Origin of the sequence: Brevibacillus laterosporus (assembly GCF_030489605.1) — a bacterium.
In the GTDB taxonomy this organism is placed as follows: Bacteria; Bacillota; Bacilli; order Brevibacillales; family Brevibacillaceae; genus Brevibacillus_B; species Brevibacillus_B laterosporus_E.
This window is the reverse complement of the sequence record NZ_JAUKFY010000015.1, coordinates 95,351-111,040: the sequence shown is the minus strand read 5'-3', so window position 1 is coordinate 111,040 and position 15,690 is coordinate 95,351. Positions and strand designations below refer to the sequence as shown.

General features: G+C 37.7%; 17 protein-coding genes and 3 pseudogenes. 15 read left to right on the top strand and 5 right to left on the bottom strand.

Annotated features, from left to right (window positions below):
- Nucleotides 1-62: 62 nt before the first annotated feature.
- On the bottom strand, nt 63-911 hold the full coding sequence (locus tag QZ995_RS16360; protein ID WP_301808888.1) for a hypothetical protein: 849 nt from the start codon (nt 909-911) through the stop codon (nt 63-65).
- A 224-nt stretch (nt 912-1,135) separates the two neighbouring features.
- On the opposite strand from QZ995_RS16360, the gene QZ995_RS16355 reads away from it, so the two are divergent.
- Both QZ995_RS16355 and QZ995_RS16350 read left to right on the top strand, forming a co-directional pair.
- Nucleotides 1,136-1,324 carry a helix-turn-helix transcriptional regulator gene (locus QZ995_RS16355; protein WP_301808887.1) on the top strand — a complete coding sequence of 63 codons (189 nt, stop codon included), beginning with the start codon at nt 1,136-1,138 and terminating at the stop codon, nt 1,322-1,324.
- 93 nt (nt 1,325-1,417) lie between these two features.
- Nucleotides 1,418-1,638, top strand: a pseudogene (locus QZ995_RS16350) (DUF7667 family protein).
- 586 nt (nt 1,639-2,224) lie between these two features.
- Here the strand turns inward: QZ995_RS16350 and QZ995_RS23865 are convergent.
- Nucleotides 2,225-2,404, bottom strand: coding sequence for a hypothetical protein (locus QZ995_RS23865; RefSeq protein ID WP_437124748.1), 180 nt, complete (start codon nt 2,402-2,404; stop codon nt 2,225-2,227).
- Between the two features lie 555 nt (nt 2,405-2,959).
- On the opposite strand from QZ995_RS23865, the pseudogene QZ995_RS16345 reads away from it, so the two are divergent.
- From QZ995_RS16345 to QZ995_RS16330, 4 genes and pseudogenes are all read left to right on the top strand, one after another.
- A pseudogene (locus QZ995_RS16345) lies at nt 2,960-3,297 on the top strand (YolD-like family protein).
- Nucleotides 3,298-3,672: 375 nt separating this feature from the next.
- Entirely contained in the window at nt 3,673-4,350 is a 678-nt protein-coding gene (locus QZ995_RS16340; protein WP_301808886.1) for a geobacillin-26 family protein, read from the top strand.
- Between the two features lie 743 nt (nt 4,351-5,093).
- A complete protein-coding gene (locus QZ995_RS16335; RefSeq protein ID WP_301808885.1) occupies nt 5,094-6,074 on the top strand; it encodes a radical SAM protein in 981 nt (326 codons plus the stop codon).
- A 59-nt stretch (nt 6,075-6,133) separates the two neighbouring features.
- Entirely contained in the window at nt 6,134-6,334 is a 201-nt protein-coding gene (locus QZ995_RS16330) for a hypothetical protein (RefSeq protein WP_301808884.1), read from the top strand.
- 405 nt (nt 6,335-6,739) lie between these two features.
- Here QZ995_RS16330 and QZ995_RS16325 read toward each other — a convergent pair whose 3' ends face one another.
- Nucleotides 6,740-7,336, bottom strand: a complete 597-nt coding sequence (locus tag QZ995_RS16325) for a M23 family metallopeptidase (protein WP_301808881.1) — start codon at nt 7,334-7,336, stop codon at nt 6,740-6,742.
- A 279-nt stretch (nt 7,337-7,615) separates the two neighbouring features.
- Nucleotides 7,616-7,756: a hypothetical protein gene (locus QZ995_RS16320; RefSeq protein ID WP_301808879.1), complete on the bottom strand. Its 141-nt coding sequence runs from the start codon at nt 7,754-7,756 to the stop codon at nt 7,616-7,618.
- Nucleotides 7,757-8,153: 397 nt separating this feature from the next.
- Here QZ995_RS16320 and QZ995_RS16315 point away from each other — a divergent pair, with 397 nt between their 5' ends.
- From QZ995_RS16315 to QZ995_RS16305, 3 genes and pseudogenes are all read left to right on the top strand, one after another.
- Nucleotides 8,154-8,309: a helix-turn-helix domain-containing protein gene (locus QZ995_RS16315; RefSeq protein WP_301808893.1), complete on the top strand. Its 156-nt coding sequence runs from the start codon at nt 8,154-8,156 to the stop codon at nt 8,307-8,309.
- Nucleotides 8,310-8,378: 69 nt separating this feature from the next.
- Nucleotides 8,379-8,557, top strand: a pseudogene (locus QZ995_RS16310) (DUF7667 family protein).
- Between the two features lie 808 nt (nt 8,558-9,365).
- Complete coding sequence (locus tag QZ995_RS16305; RefSeq protein WP_301808878.1) at nt 9,366-9,584, top strand: DNA-binding protein; 219 nt, start codon at nt 9,366-9,368, stop codon at nt 9,582-9,584.
- Between the two features lie 347 nt (nt 9,585-9,931).
- On the opposite strand, the gene QZ995_RS16300 is transcribed toward QZ995_RS16305, so the two are convergent.
- Nucleotides 9,932-10,510, bottom strand: coding sequence for a putative glycolipid-binding domain-containing protein (locus tag QZ995_RS16300; protein ID WP_301808877.1), 579 nt, complete (start codon nt 10,508-10,510; stop codon nt 9,932-9,934).
- Nucleotides 10,511-10,923: 413 nt separating this feature from the next.
- On the opposite strand from QZ995_RS16300, the gene QZ995_RS16295 reads away from it, so the two are divergent.
- The 6 genes from QZ995_RS16295 to QZ995_RS16270 all read left to right on the top strand — a co-directional run bounded on the left by QZ995_RS16295 (nt 10,924) and on the right by QZ995_RS16270 (nt 15,551).
- Nucleotides 10,924-12,156: a macrolide family glycosyltransferase gene (locus QZ995_RS16295; RefSeq protein WP_301808875.1), complete on the top strand. Its 1,233-nt coding sequence runs from the start codon at nt 10,924-10,926 to the stop codon at nt 12,154-12,156.
- A gap of 37 nt (nt 12,157-12,193) precedes the next feature.
- On the top strand, nt 12,194-12,400 hold the full coding sequence (locus tag QZ995_RS16290; RefSeq protein WP_301808874.1) for a hypothetical protein: 207 nt from the start codon (nt 12,194-12,196) through the stop codon (nt 12,398-12,400).
- Nucleotides 12,401-12,812: 412 nt separating this feature from the next.
- A complete protein-coding gene (locus QZ995_RS16285) occupies nt 12,813-13,856 on the top strand; it encodes a PdaC/SigV domain-containing protein (protein ID WP_301808873.1) in 1,044 nt (347 codons plus the stop codon).
- A gap of 115 nt (nt 13,857-13,971) precedes the next feature.
- Nucleotides 13,972-14,325 (top strand): YxeA family protein, encoded by a 354-nt coding sequence (locus tag QZ995_RS16280; RefSeq protein WP_301808871.1) that lies wholly within the window; start codon nt 13,972-13,974, stop codon nt 14,323-14,325.
- A gap of 171 nt (nt 14,326-14,496) precedes the next feature.
- A complete protein-coding gene (locus tag QZ995_RS16275) occupies nt 14,497-15,327 on the top strand; it encodes a ClpP family protease (protein ID WP_301808869.1) in 831 nt (276 codons plus the stop codon).
- Entirely contained in the window at nt 15,324-15,551 is a 228-nt protein-coding gene (locus tag QZ995_RS16270; RefSeq protein WP_301808866.1) for a YlzJ-like family protein, read from the top strand. Before QZ995_RS16275 ends, QZ995_RS16270 begins: the two co-directional genes overlap by 4 nt.
- Nucleotides 15,552-15,690 lie beyond the last annotated feature (139 nt).

The window sequence follows — 15,690 nt, the reverse complement described above, 5'->3', positions numbered from 1 at the left end:
CGTCCGAATTTAGGTTCGGACGTTTGTGTAACATATGAAATTCTGGGAACATATTATTTATTCTATTGCTTAACCTTGGTATCTACAAGCTTCCAGATCGTATTGCTATCATTGCTTGCAGAAAGACCCTTGATGTCATTGTTTCCTTTGAGAGTAAATTCAACTACTACATTTTCACCGTTGGCTTTTTGGTAGATATACAAGCCTTTTTCCTCAGCTTTATCTAGGAGATACAATCCTTCTGAATCTCCTTTTTCAAGTTTAACGTTTTCCATTTCAGCATGGGCAAGAGAAACAGCTTTTTGAACTGGTGTAAATTTGTCAGCGTTGTCTATATTCGTTTGTACACCTTTAAAGTCTTCAAAAGTGTAACGACTCCATTTGCTTTCATCTATGTTGTGAGCTTCCATGACTTCCTTCCACTTTCTTTCAAGCTTGGCTTCGACATCTTCAATCTTTGAAATTGCCGCTTGGGATTTAGGACTTGACTTAGAGGAGCCTCCACATTTCCCATAAGCTTTGTCCGAGTCCTCTGAAAAGTCTGGAGAACTGTTTGAATAGTCAACCCTATGGGTGCTTTGAACTTTCCAAAGAGGCCCATCATTGTCTTTTGAATCATCATTTCCTGAATGGGTCATGGTAATGGTAACATAATCGGAGTTTTTCGAATTTGAGAAGTTATCGATGAAATCCCCATCTCTAGTAAGTCTATAAAAGACTTTAGTCGAGTCAACATAATTTCCAGTCCCTTTTGTACTGCCTTTTACATTCATCTCATTATCACATTTTACTTTGTCAAAAATCTGGATTCCAGTTTTCTTGTTGTCAATAGCTGCATCAGCTCCTTGATAGCTACTGGTTAAGGTTAACCCGACTACCGCTAAGCTTGCTACTAAAGCTCTTTTTTTCACCGTTATCATCCTTTCTGAGTGTTAGGAAATATTTACATAGCACCCTATTTAAGTATAAGCTTTATTGATGATTTTTCCACAATTTTTTTAAAATAAACTTCCCTCGCCAACCGCTTTAAAGCTTGCATTCGGAAAAAGTAATGAGCATTTTTCAGCAAAATCTCTGTTTTCTCGCTAAAGGATTCGACAAGCCCTGTAATGAAGTGAGCAATGGGGTGATTTTTATGCGGAGTAAGTTGAAAGAAATACTGCGGGAGCGAGGGGTTAAGCAGAAATGGCTGTGTGAACGTGTAGGATTATCTACTTCTGCAATGAGCCAAATTGTACGGGGGGAAAGTTTACCCACCCTGTCGGTTGCAATTCGTATTGCAAAGGCTCTAAACATGAGCGTAGAAGATATTTGGGAAGAATAATTCCGTTAATGACGGATTTTTATTTGCGAGGACATGCATTTTTATTTTTTCCCTGCCATACACTGTACCATCAAGATTAAGGAGCTGGTGCAGATGTGGATCGTCCATCAACGGATGGCAGAGCTTTGGTTCATCAAGAAGACAAGGGAGCTTACCGACTCGGAAATGACAGAAATGAGCCATTGTCTGAGTGCAAACGCTCAAAGAGCTTGGGAGATTCAAAACTCAAAAACCTATCTTTGATTGCCAGTATGACGAACGACGCGGATTGGCAGCATGAGTTATGTTCAAGGATAGAGAAGATAGAGAGCTGAAATGAAAAGCCCTCTATCATAGGTGCATTTTATGCGATTCTTTGCTATGTTTCGCGAAAAAATGATCGAGATGGGAAGGTTCCATTGATTAGTTCATTAAAAACACTGCCACCGTAATTGGAGGGAGAACGTCGATATACCATGCTGTACTAGAATACACTATGATATTTCAGTTCTTATAAAACCTTGTTATGTCAATAGTTATAGGATGTAGTAGAATACAACTAGATACAGCTCGTTGCTCAATAACTACAAGAAGCATTTATGGCTGTTTTACGTATGGATGACAAGTACTAGCTGATAAATAAAAGGTTTTACGATTTGGGTTATAGCAAAAAATCATTTCCCCCACCCTATAGCCACCGGGTTGGTAAAATGGTGGGGGGATTATATTGGAAGGTTCTAGGTAGTTTGTTATCTTTTTTATTGACGACATGGGCAGTGGCTTTACATCTGCTTCTGTCGTCTTTTTTCTTTTTTGGCAGCTTGATATATATTACATAGGGTTTTCATTTATAAGCTTAGAAGGATACACAGCTTGCTTTAATGCATTTTGCAAAAACGTGTAAATTTTTGTTAGTGTCCTTCAAGAGTATCCCTCTCTATGTTTATTGTTAATAAATTTTTGTAACAGTTCTGGCGAGAGCGATTTTAGTTTTATCATCCCGGTTGTCGGATTAATGTTTCTTTCGATGATGTCTCTGTAATTTTCTTGGGTGTTATACTTTAGATTAATCATGACGTATTCTTCCAGCCAAAAATTCATATCGGTATTGCAAGACAGCTTTTTATTTTTGAGATTGATGCTATTGCACATATGCTGGATACTGCTTCAGGGATTCAGCATGTAATCCGTAGTGCTACGATTTTTTTCCCATATGGCTAATGAGCTACTGTCCATTTTAGAGAACGCTGGACTACCGGATTACCAGTACCAAACGTCGTTAAATGGGCTGAAGAGGTTCTCTAGAGCCGAAATCAAGGAGGGGTATTATCACTTTGCCCCCCTGATTTATCTGCCCAGGCACAAGTGGACCATTTTGTTCAACGGTCAAAGAGCTACCGTGTGATATGCCGCTAATGCTTGATATTGAGACGGACAAGGTGAAACCGTAGCGCTATCCCTGGTGGTCTAGGGAGTTTTTACCCTAGCAAGATCATTGTTTTAATCTCTTCACCGTTAACTAATATGAACTCTCTGTCAAAATAAAGTGGCAGAGGGTTTTAAGTTTGTGAGGGAAATGTAATTTTACTAATTGCATAATCTCCTCATCATCTAATAAAACAAGAACGCACATTCGTGTTTTGAGCAGATGTTTTGATGGCTAGCAAAATTCTTGATCCACTTGTAACAAAATTCATCTTGCCAGAACATGCAGAAATGTTACGTCAGTATCACGAGGATAAGAAACTGATCGAGAAGCCGATCATTGAAGAGGATGAGTTGGCCGAGTTTTGTTACAGGATATCTGACTCGCCCAGTATGACTACGCCCTTACGATTAGCTGGTGGAAAGAGACAAAAGAGGGTAGAGGAGTAATTGAATCCGCCTGGAGATGGGTAGATAGGTTTGATTCAACGTTTAAACAGATCAAGTTAAAGAACGATGAGGATTTTTGGTGGATACCTGTAGAGGATGTGATTAGTATAGAATCCTAAACAATGTATTTTGCAACTACATAGAATGTATTGCCTGTGGGAACAAGTATACAGCAAACACCCTGCCAGACTATCTATGGTGGAGTGTTTGCATGTAACTTTCAATAGCTTTTCAAACGGTTTCTATCTATGTATGCCAGAGACTCTCGTCCGAAAGTTCGAGTACATCCGTAAGTTCAACGCCAAGCACTTCGTATATTTTCGCAAGAGCTGCAACCACCCCGGGTTCATTGTTGCTCATGCTATATTTTTCCAAAATGTTATTAATATTTAAAACAATAACTATTGTACTAATTATGTAAAAAATTAGAATATATTCCCGAGGAGGAAGAAATGAAAAAAGTAATTTTATCTATTGCTCTTGTTTTATAAGTAATGGCCTCATCTAGTATTCCTGTTTTTGCTCTGGATGAATCTAATCAAATTGTTGAAGCAGCAACCATTGAAGACAGTCAAGGAAATAAATATAAGATTGAGATTTTAGAGGATAATGATAGCCTAAGAGTAGTTAGAGTAGAAAGTGAAAATGGAATTACTGAGGCTACGTATGATCAAATGAATCATACTATAGAGTTCGATGAAGACGGCATTAAAACACAGGTCTCTATAGAAGACCCTGAGGAACAGGTACAGAAAGAAAAAGACAGACAAAAACGGTCGACGAAAAATATAGTACGGGAAGCACAGGATATGTATTTTGGTTATTATTATGTAATCGATAAGAGCGGTGGAAAAAAGTACTGGGATGTTGGGAATATTAAAAGAGGAACCTATGTAAAGCAAACTTCAAGGAATAAAGCCGATTTGTTTGATTTTGAGGATAAAGTTCTAGATTTAATAAAAGCAGAGACTGCGTTTGTGGCAAACTCAACTGTTTCAACCGCGGCATTTATGGCAAGTGTAAAAGGCATTAAATCAGGTTGGGGCGAGGATAGAATGATCGCTTTTTTTGCAAGTGCTGGTTTTGGTATGGCAGCCGCCATTAACGCTGCGGATGTGGTTTTAATTGAAAGAAAAACAGCACGTGCACTTGATAATATTATGGAAAAGTAGTGAATGAAATGACAGCATACAATTGGGCTATATTCCTTTTACCTTTGTATATATTTCTTAATCTAGCAATTCTTCCTTTTCTCTTAAAGGGTAAATTTGAAAGGTTACGAAAAGTGCTCTATATTGTAAGCATTGTAGTAGCGTCGCTCTCGTTTATCACATTTATATATTTTATTTATCATATAATGGCTTTTTCTGTTTTTTAAACATTAACATTGTAATCTCACTCGTCGCGTTGGTACAAGCCTTGAAAAAACGCAATTAGTCGTCGGATGTCCGGCGGCTTTTTCTATTTGGAAGGAAATTTTACAGCCATAGAATGTACTGCCTGTAGGATTAGGGATACAGCAAACACCCCACCATATAGCCTGATGTGGTGTCAGTGTGTAGACAAAATACTGAAAGATATGGAGGTCTGGCCTTATTCCAACATTAATACTATACTACCCGGTCAATTATTGAGAAGGTAACAGGAGATATGTATGCGGAGCAGCTATACTGACTTTTTGTCCGGCCTAAGCAGAGGCAAAACAGAAGTGCCCTATTCCACTACATTATCTGGATAATGAGCGGTTGTTGGTTCTCCAAGGGTCCAACGATCGACAGGTACTTTTAGCATGATAATAGCCACTAACCGGTTGGCTGTTATCTAAATATCGTTCGGTATCTAATGAATAATATTGGATTTTAATGGTAAAAATAGCGTTATAAAAATTTTGTCACGAGTAGGTGAAAAATATTTTATGGCTATTCCAGATATTGAAGCGAAGATTGCTTCATTTATGTCAAATCGAAGACAGGAGCTTATTATTTTTCCCACAGAAAAATGTAACTTCAGATGTACTTACTGTTATGAAGATTATACAATCGGTAGAATGTCTGACGACACAATTGGAGGAGTAAAAGCTTTTTTGGATAGACGCACTCCAGAACTTGAAGAATTATACTTATCATGGTTTGGTGGAGAACCTCTAGTTAGTAAAGACATAGTTTTTGATATTTCAGCCCATGCCTCAGCGTTGACAAAAAAACACCCTGGTTTAAAGTATCGGGGTGGAATGACTACTAATGCATATTTTTTAACACCTTCAACACTATCTCAATTAGCAGCAGTTGGCATACTCGATTACCAAATCACACTCGACGGTCCACGTGAAATACATAATAAGAGCCGATTACGAGCAGATGGTAAAGGTACTTTTGATCGTATATGGGAAAACTTATTAGCTATCAGAGATAGTAAAGAACCAGTTTCAATCAAACTTCGTGTTCATTATGATTCTGAAACTCTGACACAATTAGATCCATTAATTGAAGATGTTCGTCACGAGTTTTTACACGATACTCGTTTCTCTATTCTCTTCAAGTCAATCGAACGATTAGGTGGGCCCAACGATGCTAATATTAAAATTATGTCGCTTAAAGAAAAGAATGTGGCACTCAAAATGCTCAAACATAAATTGTATGGCAATGATTTTATTGACCATGAAGAGACATTTTCAGTTTGCTATGCTTCACAACCTAACTCCCTGATTATTCGTGCTGATGGTACAATAGGTAAATGTACCGTTGCATTGAACGATCCACGTAATCATATAGGTTTATTACGCTCAGATGGTACTCTTGAATTAAATTCGAAACGTTTAACTCCTTGGATACAGGGTCTTGCCACTTTTGACCATGCCACTTTAAGTTGTCCATTAAGTGCCCTAGGCATTGAATAAAGTATCCCTATTTTGAGAATGCTAAGTAGTGTAAAATTTTTTACTAGGAGGAATGAATAATGAATGAAAAACTTTTTGGAGTTAACTTCTCACCCGAAGAAATAAGCATTGATGAAACAGGGAAAGTAATAATCAATAATCCTAACCTAGCTAAAGCTATCAAGAGCTCATCAGCTACAAATACGGATGTTACAGCTCGGCGAAGAAGGGAAGTTAACATCAATTGTTACGGCTGTCCTGGTGATTCAACGCCTTATTAGAGGAAGGAAGACCAGGACCTATATAAATCTTGGGTGGGTCAATAAATTTATTTCCTAAAAATCGTCGTTTTTGGACTCTAAACGACGATTTTTAAATTATGTTTAAGGAAGGATTTATGTAGGTCGCGTTTATAAGCGGCTTTTTGTATTTGGAGGGAAATACTATAGCCATAGAAGGTACTGCCTGTGGAGTTAAAGTAAAGTCGAGACGTTTATTAAAATGTTGCGATGCTTTTCCCATTTTTGATTAAAGAATACTAAGTGAGTTTTAATCAAATTTTTTATAAAATAGAATGCTCAATCAAAAAAAAAAAACGAATTCATTTTGATAGAACTTTTTTCAAAACGGATTCATTTTTATTTGCTATAGAATAAGAATTTTTTTAACCAATCTTTATTTCACAGTTACATATAAAAGGGGCCATTTACAATATAGTAGCCATGTCTAACGACACGAGGCATAGGACGACAATCTAAAGGTGGGTACTGAAGAAATGAATCGACACCATGTATCATCCAATCACAAGTTGGCCTGCTCCACCAAGTTTTATCATCACCAGGTGTATATCGGCCAACATGAAGATGCGGCCCTGTAGTATAACCAGAATTATCTACAAAACCGATTAATTGACCTCGTTGAACGGAGTCTCCTATCTTTAGGTATTGCCTATTCCAACGCCATGGACGACCCCCGGGACCAACTCTGGGATCAACCCTGAGATCAATCTTGGTAGCTCGAGCCATGTGATTGTACTCTGTGAAAAACCCATCTTGACCTCGGATCACAACATTATTTGCATACTGTGGGCAGTCTGGAGTTGGACAATGGGGTCTGTTTGTTCTTATATCAACTATTGCACCTGATTCCATAGCATAAACTGGTGTGCCAAATGTAATGCCTGGAAACACTAAGTCTTTTGAACCTGGATGTCCTGGATTGCAGCCAAGCGAGATGGTGACTTTTTCAGTCGTTTTAAATGGATGTGTGCAGTATATTTTCATAAGTTTATCTCTCCTCTAATAAATGATGTTTTCAGTATATTTGACATTATTTTGTCCTGCTTGTGGGCTATTGTGGATTTTATATAAAATCACAATGTTTATAAAAAAGAAATGATGTATGTTTGAAAAGAGCCACAGGGTAGGGTTCTTTATGATATTTATTGCTCGCTATTTTGTTTCTTTGATACCATTCACTATAAAGTTCCTGGCATAATCCTTTTGTTTTGCTAGGATGCTCTTCTTCGTTGTCATGCAAGCAGACATTAGCAAGTACTTTCTTTAGCTATCTCCATCAGGTGAGGTAATCTCAGAAAGTTTTTCCACATCTGTTTTCTCAGACTCAAGTATGTCAGAAACTTCTGCCACCAAAGAAGAGAAGCGCTTTTTAGATCTAAAAAGTTTTTTATGGTTCTTTTTCATTTTTGAATTCTCGCACTTAATTCATCAAAAATCCTCTGCATATTAGCAACTGTTTCTGTTTCCCATTCTGACAACCATGCGAGAGTTCGTTTCTCACTTTCTGTTAACGTCACGGCCTAACGTATCCTGGATGGCAATGAAGCGACGTGTATACTCCTCAAGTGTTTCAGGCTTCAAACGAGGGTTTTTGTCTATAAAATACTTTTTCACATCGAATATATTTTAATTCACGTTTTTCTGGTGTTCGCAATAGCCAACCTGATAAGCATTTTTCATCAAAACCTCTGTTTTCTCGCTAAAGGATTCGACAAAGCCGAAACGTAATAACGTAATAACGGAAGCGAGGCGAGGATAGTTGATAAAAAGTCGGTTGAAAGTGATTTTGGCCGAGTGAAACATACAACAGCAAGATTTACTTAGGCTGATGAAAAAAACAGTTTCTCACGGCGCTATGAGCAAGATAGTAAATGGGACAATCCCTAATCTGGAAACAGCAGCGGATATAGCGCAAGCCTTAAACGTACATATAGACGATATTTGGTTCCTGGAATGAAGATTTTTTATTTGGACAAGCAATATGAAAGGAATATACTGTACCATCAAGATTAAGGAGCTGGTGGGAATGTGGATCGTTCACCAACGGATGGCAGAGCTTTGGTTCATCAATAAGACAAGGGAGCTTACCGACTCGGAAATGACAGAAATGAGCCATTGTCTGAGTGCAAACGCTCAAAGAGCTTGGGAGATTCAAAACTCAAAAACCTATCTTTGATTGCCAGTATGACGAACGACACGGACTGACAGCACGAACTATGTTCAAGGATAGAGAAGATAGAGGGGTGAACAAGAAAGTCACCCCTCTAGATAGGAACTGACAGCTTTGACAGTAAAATTGACAGCGCACTAAAATAAAACCGTTCATTTGACCTCTATTATAATGAAGAAACACCGCAGTAAAATACTAACGGTGCGCTAAAAAACACTACTATAATGACCATAAATAAAAATGGAAGTATAATTCCAGACATGAAGTTAAATAGTCGGAAATCCTTGCACAGTAAGGGGTTTCGGCTTTTTGTTTTGAAAAAGGCATTTTAACATCTTCACTATAAATAAAAAAGCAAGTAGTGGATGATACTACAAAGAAATGGAAGAGTCTAAAACCAGTTTTAATGTAGGGAGTAAGTATTACGTATGAATTCCTGTAAGCAGAGAGTAATCATGACCGCGAAAACGCACGAGCTATTTTCGGATGGTGGAGGGGATATCTTACTAGATAAAATTAAAATCCAAAATAATAGGTATAAATTGTAAATTGACTGTTATAATTGTAGTAACCTGACTCTACCATTAGGTCGCTGTCGACATATAATTCTATATTATTATATTCAGAAAATTTATATAATGTAAATATATTACAAAAATAACTTTCGTCAACTAATCTGGTCAGACTCTAAGTAATATACTTATTTTACATGAAATGGAAGTTGTATTAAAAAAAGAAGGTGCCTTATCCTTTTTGAAATCCTTTATAAATAATGAAGGGAGCTGAACAAGGATAGAATGTAACGGCTTGAGGGATTCAATAAGGAGGAGAGAGGGGTTACTGATGGCTCAGAATGATCATGAAACACAAAGCGATTTACCCAGTAAGCTAGCCAAGCCGGCAAGACGAGCACTCGAAGCGGCAGGGTATTTGCGGCTGGAACAATTTACTCTACTAAGTGAAGCCGAGGTAATGAAGTTACATGGTATGGGTCCAAAAGCAATGGATCAGATCCGTCGTGCTTTAGCTGACAGGGGATTAACATTTGCCAAAGAGATTTGAGCTGTGGATACATTTGGATTCGATTCTAAAAATAGGGTCATTGTACGGCTATCAAGCTGGGCTTAAAAGATTTTTAATGCAACAAGCAAGGAAGACTGTGGAGCTTGTCGGTATGAAATGAACAGTGTTAGCTGAAAAATTGGATGTTGCTAGTTTAAGAAAAATAGCTTATTTTCCCTTTTATAAGTATAAAAGCAAGTGCTTGAATGCATTTGAAAACATAAAACCTAAGCCTACTTATGCTCATTCATTAGTGGGCCTAGGTCATTTTGCAGAATGCTATAAAAGCTATAGGATTCAAAAGCTATAGGTTTTGCTGCAGCCTCAGATCAGTTGATCACATATTTTTAGTATGGGCCATATTCGCGCAAAAACAATTGCGGATACTCTGTGACGATTCCGTCAGTATCTACTTTGATATTTTCTGTAAAACTGCCACTTTGATAAGTAAAAATCGATTCAGTAGTTTTTTTTTCCATCAGAGTGTAGGTCTGTTTTACCTGACGATAACATAAATTGGGTACGGATATGTAAACGACAGAGATTTCCTGTTGAGTAGAGAGAGTATACTCTAAGCGGTTTATAGGGAGTGTGTTCGTAAATGGAGTACAGGATATGTCGATATCAATACATCCTGCTATAGCGGAGATGAACTTTCCTTGGGCATCTCGCCATTCCCCCCTCCCATTAGAGGTCAGTATTAGGGATTGTTCTTTGCCGATACCTTGTATTATTACTTTGCGGACAATCCAATTCGTGTCTAGAATAATTTGATATTGCACACGAAAAATTGCTCCCTCGTCTGTCTTTCCAATTACTAAGCTGTCAACCGTTATCATGTGATCGTCTTTTACTAATTGTAAATGTTCATAGCCACTTCCGATGCTCGGTCTCCAAAAAATATCTGTTGCTGTTGCCATTGCCATAATACGTCCCCCTATGAACTGATTCACTACCTTTTCCTATAAGAATACAAATAAAACGAGCAAATTGTAGAGAATGGTACTTTAGTCTAAGTTGTCTAGCTATTTAGAATTGTAACACTAAAAAGATGGTATTGAAAAATCTTAAGTCTATTTTCTTTTTTATCTATTAATATTCAAGTTTATTCGAAATCCTATACTGTAAAAAGCTAATATGTCAGGATGTGATCGAGTGGAAAACGAATATATATAATAGACAAATCAATAAAAAGTCTGCTATAATCCAAACAAATAATTATATTGTTTGTTTTATGGATGCACTATTCATAAGCAATAGTTATAGCTGATTTCCAAGGGCATTCTGTAGAAAAAACGGAATTGGGAGTAGAACAGTCTTTATTTTGGGAGGGAAGCAAATGGCAAAAGCACTGTACATCAGTATGCTGGGAGAAGGTCATGTAAATCCAACGTTAGGGCTAGTAACTGATTTAGTAAAGCGCGGGGAACATATTGTCTATTATTCGTCCAATAAATTCCAAGAGAAAATTGAACAAACAGGAGCCGTTTTTCGGCCTGTGGATCAAAGAGCACAAGAAATACTTGAAGAAATCAATTATCTTCTGGATTCACAGCCGGTGGAATTTTTCCTGCAATTTTTAGAGGCCATGGAAATGATAACGGATACCATACAAAACGAAATTACTAATGAGACATATGACTATATCTTATACGATGCACAAACGATGGTAGGTACCTGGATTGCTCACCAATGTAAGTTATTATCCATTGCTACTTGGACTACATTTGCATTTTCAAATGATCCTCATGAAAATATGACACTAACAGACTCAGATGATGATAAAGGGAAGCTGGAGAGGCTGGCTACGCTTCAAAATTTTTTACAATTGGAAAAAATACAAGAACGTAAAAAGCAATTAGAAAGCAAATATAAAGTTCTATTTCCGGGATTTTTTTTATCGAATCCTGGACCAGTTGATTTAAATATTGTGTTCACTTCTTCTTATTTCCAGAGAAATAGTGAGCAGTTTAATGACAACTACATTTTTGTAGGTCCTTCAATACCGGATCGTAGTCAACTCGGTGATTTTCCCATTGATGAGTTAAAAGGAAAACAAGTCATCTTCATCTCTATGGGAACGGTCGTAAACCAACAGCTAGAGCTTTATCAAAAATGCTTTACGGCTTTAAAAGATATAGATGGGAAGGTAGTACTTAGCATTGGGAAGAATATAACAATGGAAGAATTAGGGGATATACCGGATAACTTTATTGTACGCCATTATGTCCCTCAAATAGACGTATTACGTCACACAAATGTGTTTATTAGCCATTGCGGTATGAACAGCATAAGTGAATCGCTTTATTTTGAAGTACCGTTAGTCATGCTTCCCATTGTGAATGATCAACCTATGATAGCACAACGGGTGAAGGAGCTTGGAGCAGGGGTTTTGTTAGATTTTGAAAATCTATCATCAGGGGATATTAAACAAGCTGTGCACGAGGTTTTGCAAAATCCGATTTATCAGGAAAAGGCAAAAAAAATCAGTCAATCATTTCATAAGTCTGGAGGGCGTGAGAGAGCAGCGGATGAGGTGTTAAAATTTACTCGTACCATGACAAAAAGGTAGTTTATTTGTAACCGGTGTGGAATGGAATTTGGGCAGGATGAATGTGCATCCAGGCCAACAGGCTATATCTAAGCCATTTAATCAGCAGTCTGATCAGTATGTCTTATTCGATACAGATTTAGAAGATTTATTAATCAGACTTATACAGATCATTTTAATGGCATGCAAGCATTGGAAGCGACAGGAGTGGTTAGGGGTGAATAAATGTAGAAGTCATGCGGGTAGTCTAATCATTTCTTCTTAAAGAGGCATAAAATATATGGCCTGTGGGAACAGGGGTACAGTATGAACGACCTGTCAAGATTTCGTTGATGGGTCGTTGTTTTTAGGATAAGAAGGTAACCTGGGAAAGGAACAATAAAAGCGGTGCCGAGGTATGTAAAATGCTAACTGAAAGGGTTTAACTAAATCTTGGAATGTTGACATAATCCCAAAGCAAACGGACTTGACGTTTTTGTTTTCCGTATTGTTAATGATGTTATTTTATATATATGAAAAAGACGCTTATAGCTGTCATATTGTACATTTCCTAGAATATGACATAGCGTTTTTCAATTTTAATGAAGGAGTACAAACAAGCATCACATGTGATATACTGTCCTTTTTGCATCATGGTAAAAAGAAGGAATGGTTCTGTATATAAAGGAGTGACTTGTATGAGAAAAGCAAGAGGTTATATTTTGATGGTAGCAGCAATGCTTCATTGTACTACGTTCGGTGCAAATTCCGTCTTAGCGGAATCTACCAAGAAGGTTGATGTATTTATCGACACCCAACTGCTTAGAAGTGCCGGAGAAGTCATCAAAGGAACTACATTTGTAACATTAGATACGCTACGCAACGATTTCCGATTTCATGTCTACTACGAGCCCCAAACAAAACGTATTTCAATCTTCTCCTCAAAAAAGGAAATAGTAATGAAGGTAGATGAAAATGCCTATCTCGTAAATGGACATAAGCTATTTATGGAGGAAACCCCACGAATTAAAGACTCTTCCATATTGGTACCATTGCGGATTATTTGTGAAAGCATGGGTTTTTCTGTTTCACAGGATTCCTTTACGAAAGCTGTACGTACTCATTCTGTATCCGAAAACAACCTACAATTCGAGAATAAAGAACTGAAAATTAACAGAAATAATACAAACGTATCGATACAATATCCGCAATTAAAATGGCTTTCCTCAAATGTAGAAATTCAACGGAAAATAAACGATCAGCTAGAAAAAGTTGCACTTGAAACCTTTGAAATGGGTTCTCAAGCTTCAATGGAGATCAGAGAGGGTGAAAATCCTTATGATTACTTGCTTAATTACGAGATTACCTATAATCAAAACGGATTAATTAGCGTCGTTTTTGATCAGTATACGTATACGGGTGGAGCACACGGAATGGTTGATCGGGTTGCTTACACAATCGATATCAAAACAGGTAACATTCTTTCGCTGCAAGACCTTCTCAAAGAAAACTCTGCTTATAAAGCAGAGATTTCACAACAAATAAAGAAACAATTTCAACAAAAATACGGGTATTTATTAACACCGTTCGAAACCATTAGCGATGAACAAGCGTTTTATGTAAAAGGAGATTCCGTAATCATTTATTTTGGCTTATATGAATATACTCCTTACGCTGCGGGGATCCCTGAATTTGCTCTCCCGCTTTCTTCCCTTTTAAAAGGATCAATGATCTCAAAATAGCAGATATTTGCCCTATCTTACAAAAATGTAATATTGATGAAAGGATATTCAATGTTACATTGGCGAAAACTCCCTTATACTGAGCCCATGAGAATTCGTATAGAGGAGAATGAAAATGAAGAAGGCAATTATTGGGATTTTAGTTTTTTTGATCGTTTTAGGCGGTTTATATTATCTTTTTGAAGACAATCGATTCAAAAAAATAGGTGCAGACCTTTATTATGTCCAAATCGTTGGAGAAGGTAAACAAGTGTCAAATACAGACTCGTACGAATATACGTTAACTGGATATGATCAGGATGGAATGGAAAAGACGATTACATTTATCGGTCTTAAACAATTGCGTCAAAAGGCGTATCTTAAAGTGTATGTGAAGCCTGATGAAGTAGTTTCCTATACTGAGGTACAAATATCGGAGATTCCTGCTAAGGCAAGCGAAAAATTAAATAAAGGCTTAGAGAGTAAATAGATGATAAAAACACTCCTGTCATGGATGATTGGCTGTACTTGCCATCAAATATGAAAGGGGTGTTTTTTATAAGGATTTGACTCATGTGAAACAGGCTAGCTTTTCCATCAATGCATGAATTCGGTAAGGCTAACCCATACTACAACTAGCATAAAGGAGGTCGTTAGCCAGATGGATTCTAAAGATTATTTGCGTAAGCCCCCATTTACAATGAATAGAATCAATAATGAGGAGAGTCCGCAAACACCCCAACTACAACCCAACCGATCAAGATCACAAGAGCAGCCAGAAACGACAGCACCGCAGCAGGAACCTTCAGAGGAGGCTAAAAAGCGCCTATTAGAAAATATTACTCAGCTTGGCCAGACTAACATACCTCAGTTGGAAAGCAATATTTACTGCCTGACAATCATCGGCCAAATAGAGGGGCATATTCAATTACCACCTCAAAATAAAACAACGAAATACGAGCATATCATCCCTCAATTGGTGGCAGCAGAACAAAACCAAAAGGTTGAAGGTGTTATGGTTATCTTAAATACGGTGGGTGGCGATGTTGAAGCAGGCCTTGCTTTAGCCGAAATGATTTCATCCTTATCGAAGCCTGTTGTTACCCTCGTACTTGGCGGGGGGCATTCTATCGGCGTGCCAATATCTGTTGCAGGTGATTACTCCTTTATTGCTGAGACAGCGACAATGACAATCCATCCCATTCGCTTAACCGGGCTTGTTATTGGTGTACCGCAAACCTTTGAGTATCTGGATAAAATGCAGGATAGAGTGGTTTCATTTGTTGCTCGTAATTCTGATATTACAGAGGAGAAATTCCGTGATCTCATGCTACGCACAGGTGAATTAACCCGAGATATTGGAACGAATGTAATTGGCTCTGATGCGGTTAAGTATGGCTTAATTAATGAAGTAGGCGGACTTGGTAAAGCGTTAAAGAAACTAAATGAGCTTATTGAAGAGAGACGTAATAAAGAAGGTGTCCTTCAATGATTATTTACTCTGCTATGCCAATGGAGCTCATATTTGCTAACCAGGAGCAGGTGGAAAAGCAGCAAATCCAGGAGATCCAAATGGGAGCTGCGGTCATGCTGGTAGAACCTATTAATTCCTATGAAGGAAAAATTGTACGACTGATTAGTCCCAATCCACATGACTATGTCAATCCAGCCTATGCACCTGGGCAAACAGTTAAATTTCGTCCCTCATTTGATTAATAAAGGAATTTTGTTAGCAGTTTGTATTTGTAACAATTTCCTGTGGTATACTAATTAAGATAACAAAAACAGCCGGACGCACCAACTCCGGCTGTTTTTGTTCCCTTAAAGCAGGGATTCTCGCTGTCAAAAGGGAATG

Excerpts from the sequence above, each read along its gene's own strand:
- QZ995_RS16355 (WP_301808887.1), top strand. The coding sequence starts at position 1,136 with ATGCGGAGTAAGTTGAAAGAAATACTGCGGGAGCGAGGGGTTAAGCAG.
- QZ995_RS16285 (WP_301808873.1), top strand. The coding sequence starts at position 12,813 with ATGAGAAAAGCAAGAGGTTATATTTTGATGGTAGCAGCAATGCTTCAT.
- QZ995_RS16340 (WP_301808886.1), top strand. The coding sequence starts at position 3,673 with ATGGCCTCATCTAGTATTCCTGTTTTTGCTCTGGATGAATCTAATCAA.
- QZ995_RS23865 (WP_437124748.1), bottom strand. The coding sequence starts at position 2,404 with ATGAATTTTTGGCTGGAAGAATACGTCATGATTAATCTAAAGTATAAC.
- QZ995_RS16270 (WP_301808866.1), top strand. The coding sequence starts at position 15,324 with ATGATTATTTACTCTGCTATGCCAATGGAGCTCATATTTGCTAACCAG.
- QZ995_RS16275 (WP_301808869.1), top strand. The coding sequence starts at position 14,497 with ATGGATTCTAAAGATTATTTGCGTAAGCCCCCATTTACAATGAATAGA.
- QZ995_RS16325 (WP_301808881.1), bottom strand. The coding sequence starts at position 7,336 with ATGAAAATATACTGCACACATCCATTTAAAACGACTGAAAAAGTCACC.
- QZ995_RS16290 (WP_301808874.1), top strand. The coding sequence starts at position 12,194 with ATGAATGTGCATCCAGGCCAACAGGCTATATCTAAGCCATTTAATCAG.
- QZ995_RS16335 (WP_301808885.1), top strand. The coding sequence starts at position 5,094 with ATGGCTATTCCAGATATTGAAGCGAAGATTGCTTCATTTATGTCAAAT.
- QZ995_RS16305 (WP_301808878.1), top strand. The coding sequence starts at position 9,366 with ATGGCTCAGAATGATCATGAAACACAAAGCGATTTACCCAGTAAGCTA.
- QZ995_RS16280 (WP_301808871.1), top strand. The coding sequence starts at position 13,972 with ATGAAGAAGGCAATTATTGGGATTTTAGTTTTTTTGATCGTTTTAGGC.
- QZ995_RS16295 (WP_301808875.1), top strand. The coding sequence starts at position 10,924 with ATGGCAAAAGCACTGTACATCAGTATGCTGGGAGAAGGTCATGTAAAT.
- QZ995_RS16320 (WP_301808879.1), bottom strand. The coding sequence starts at position 7,756 with ATGAAAAAGAACCATAAAAAACTTTTTAGATCTAAAAAGCGCTTCTCT.
- QZ995_RS16330 (WP_301808884.1), top strand. The coding sequence starts at position 6,134 with ATGAATGAAAAACTTTTTGGAGTTAACTTCTCACCCGAAGAAATAAGC.
- QZ995_RS16300 (WP_301808877.1), bottom strand. The coding sequence starts at position 10,510 with ATGGCAATGGCAACAGCAACAGATATTTTTTGGAGACCGAGCATCGGA.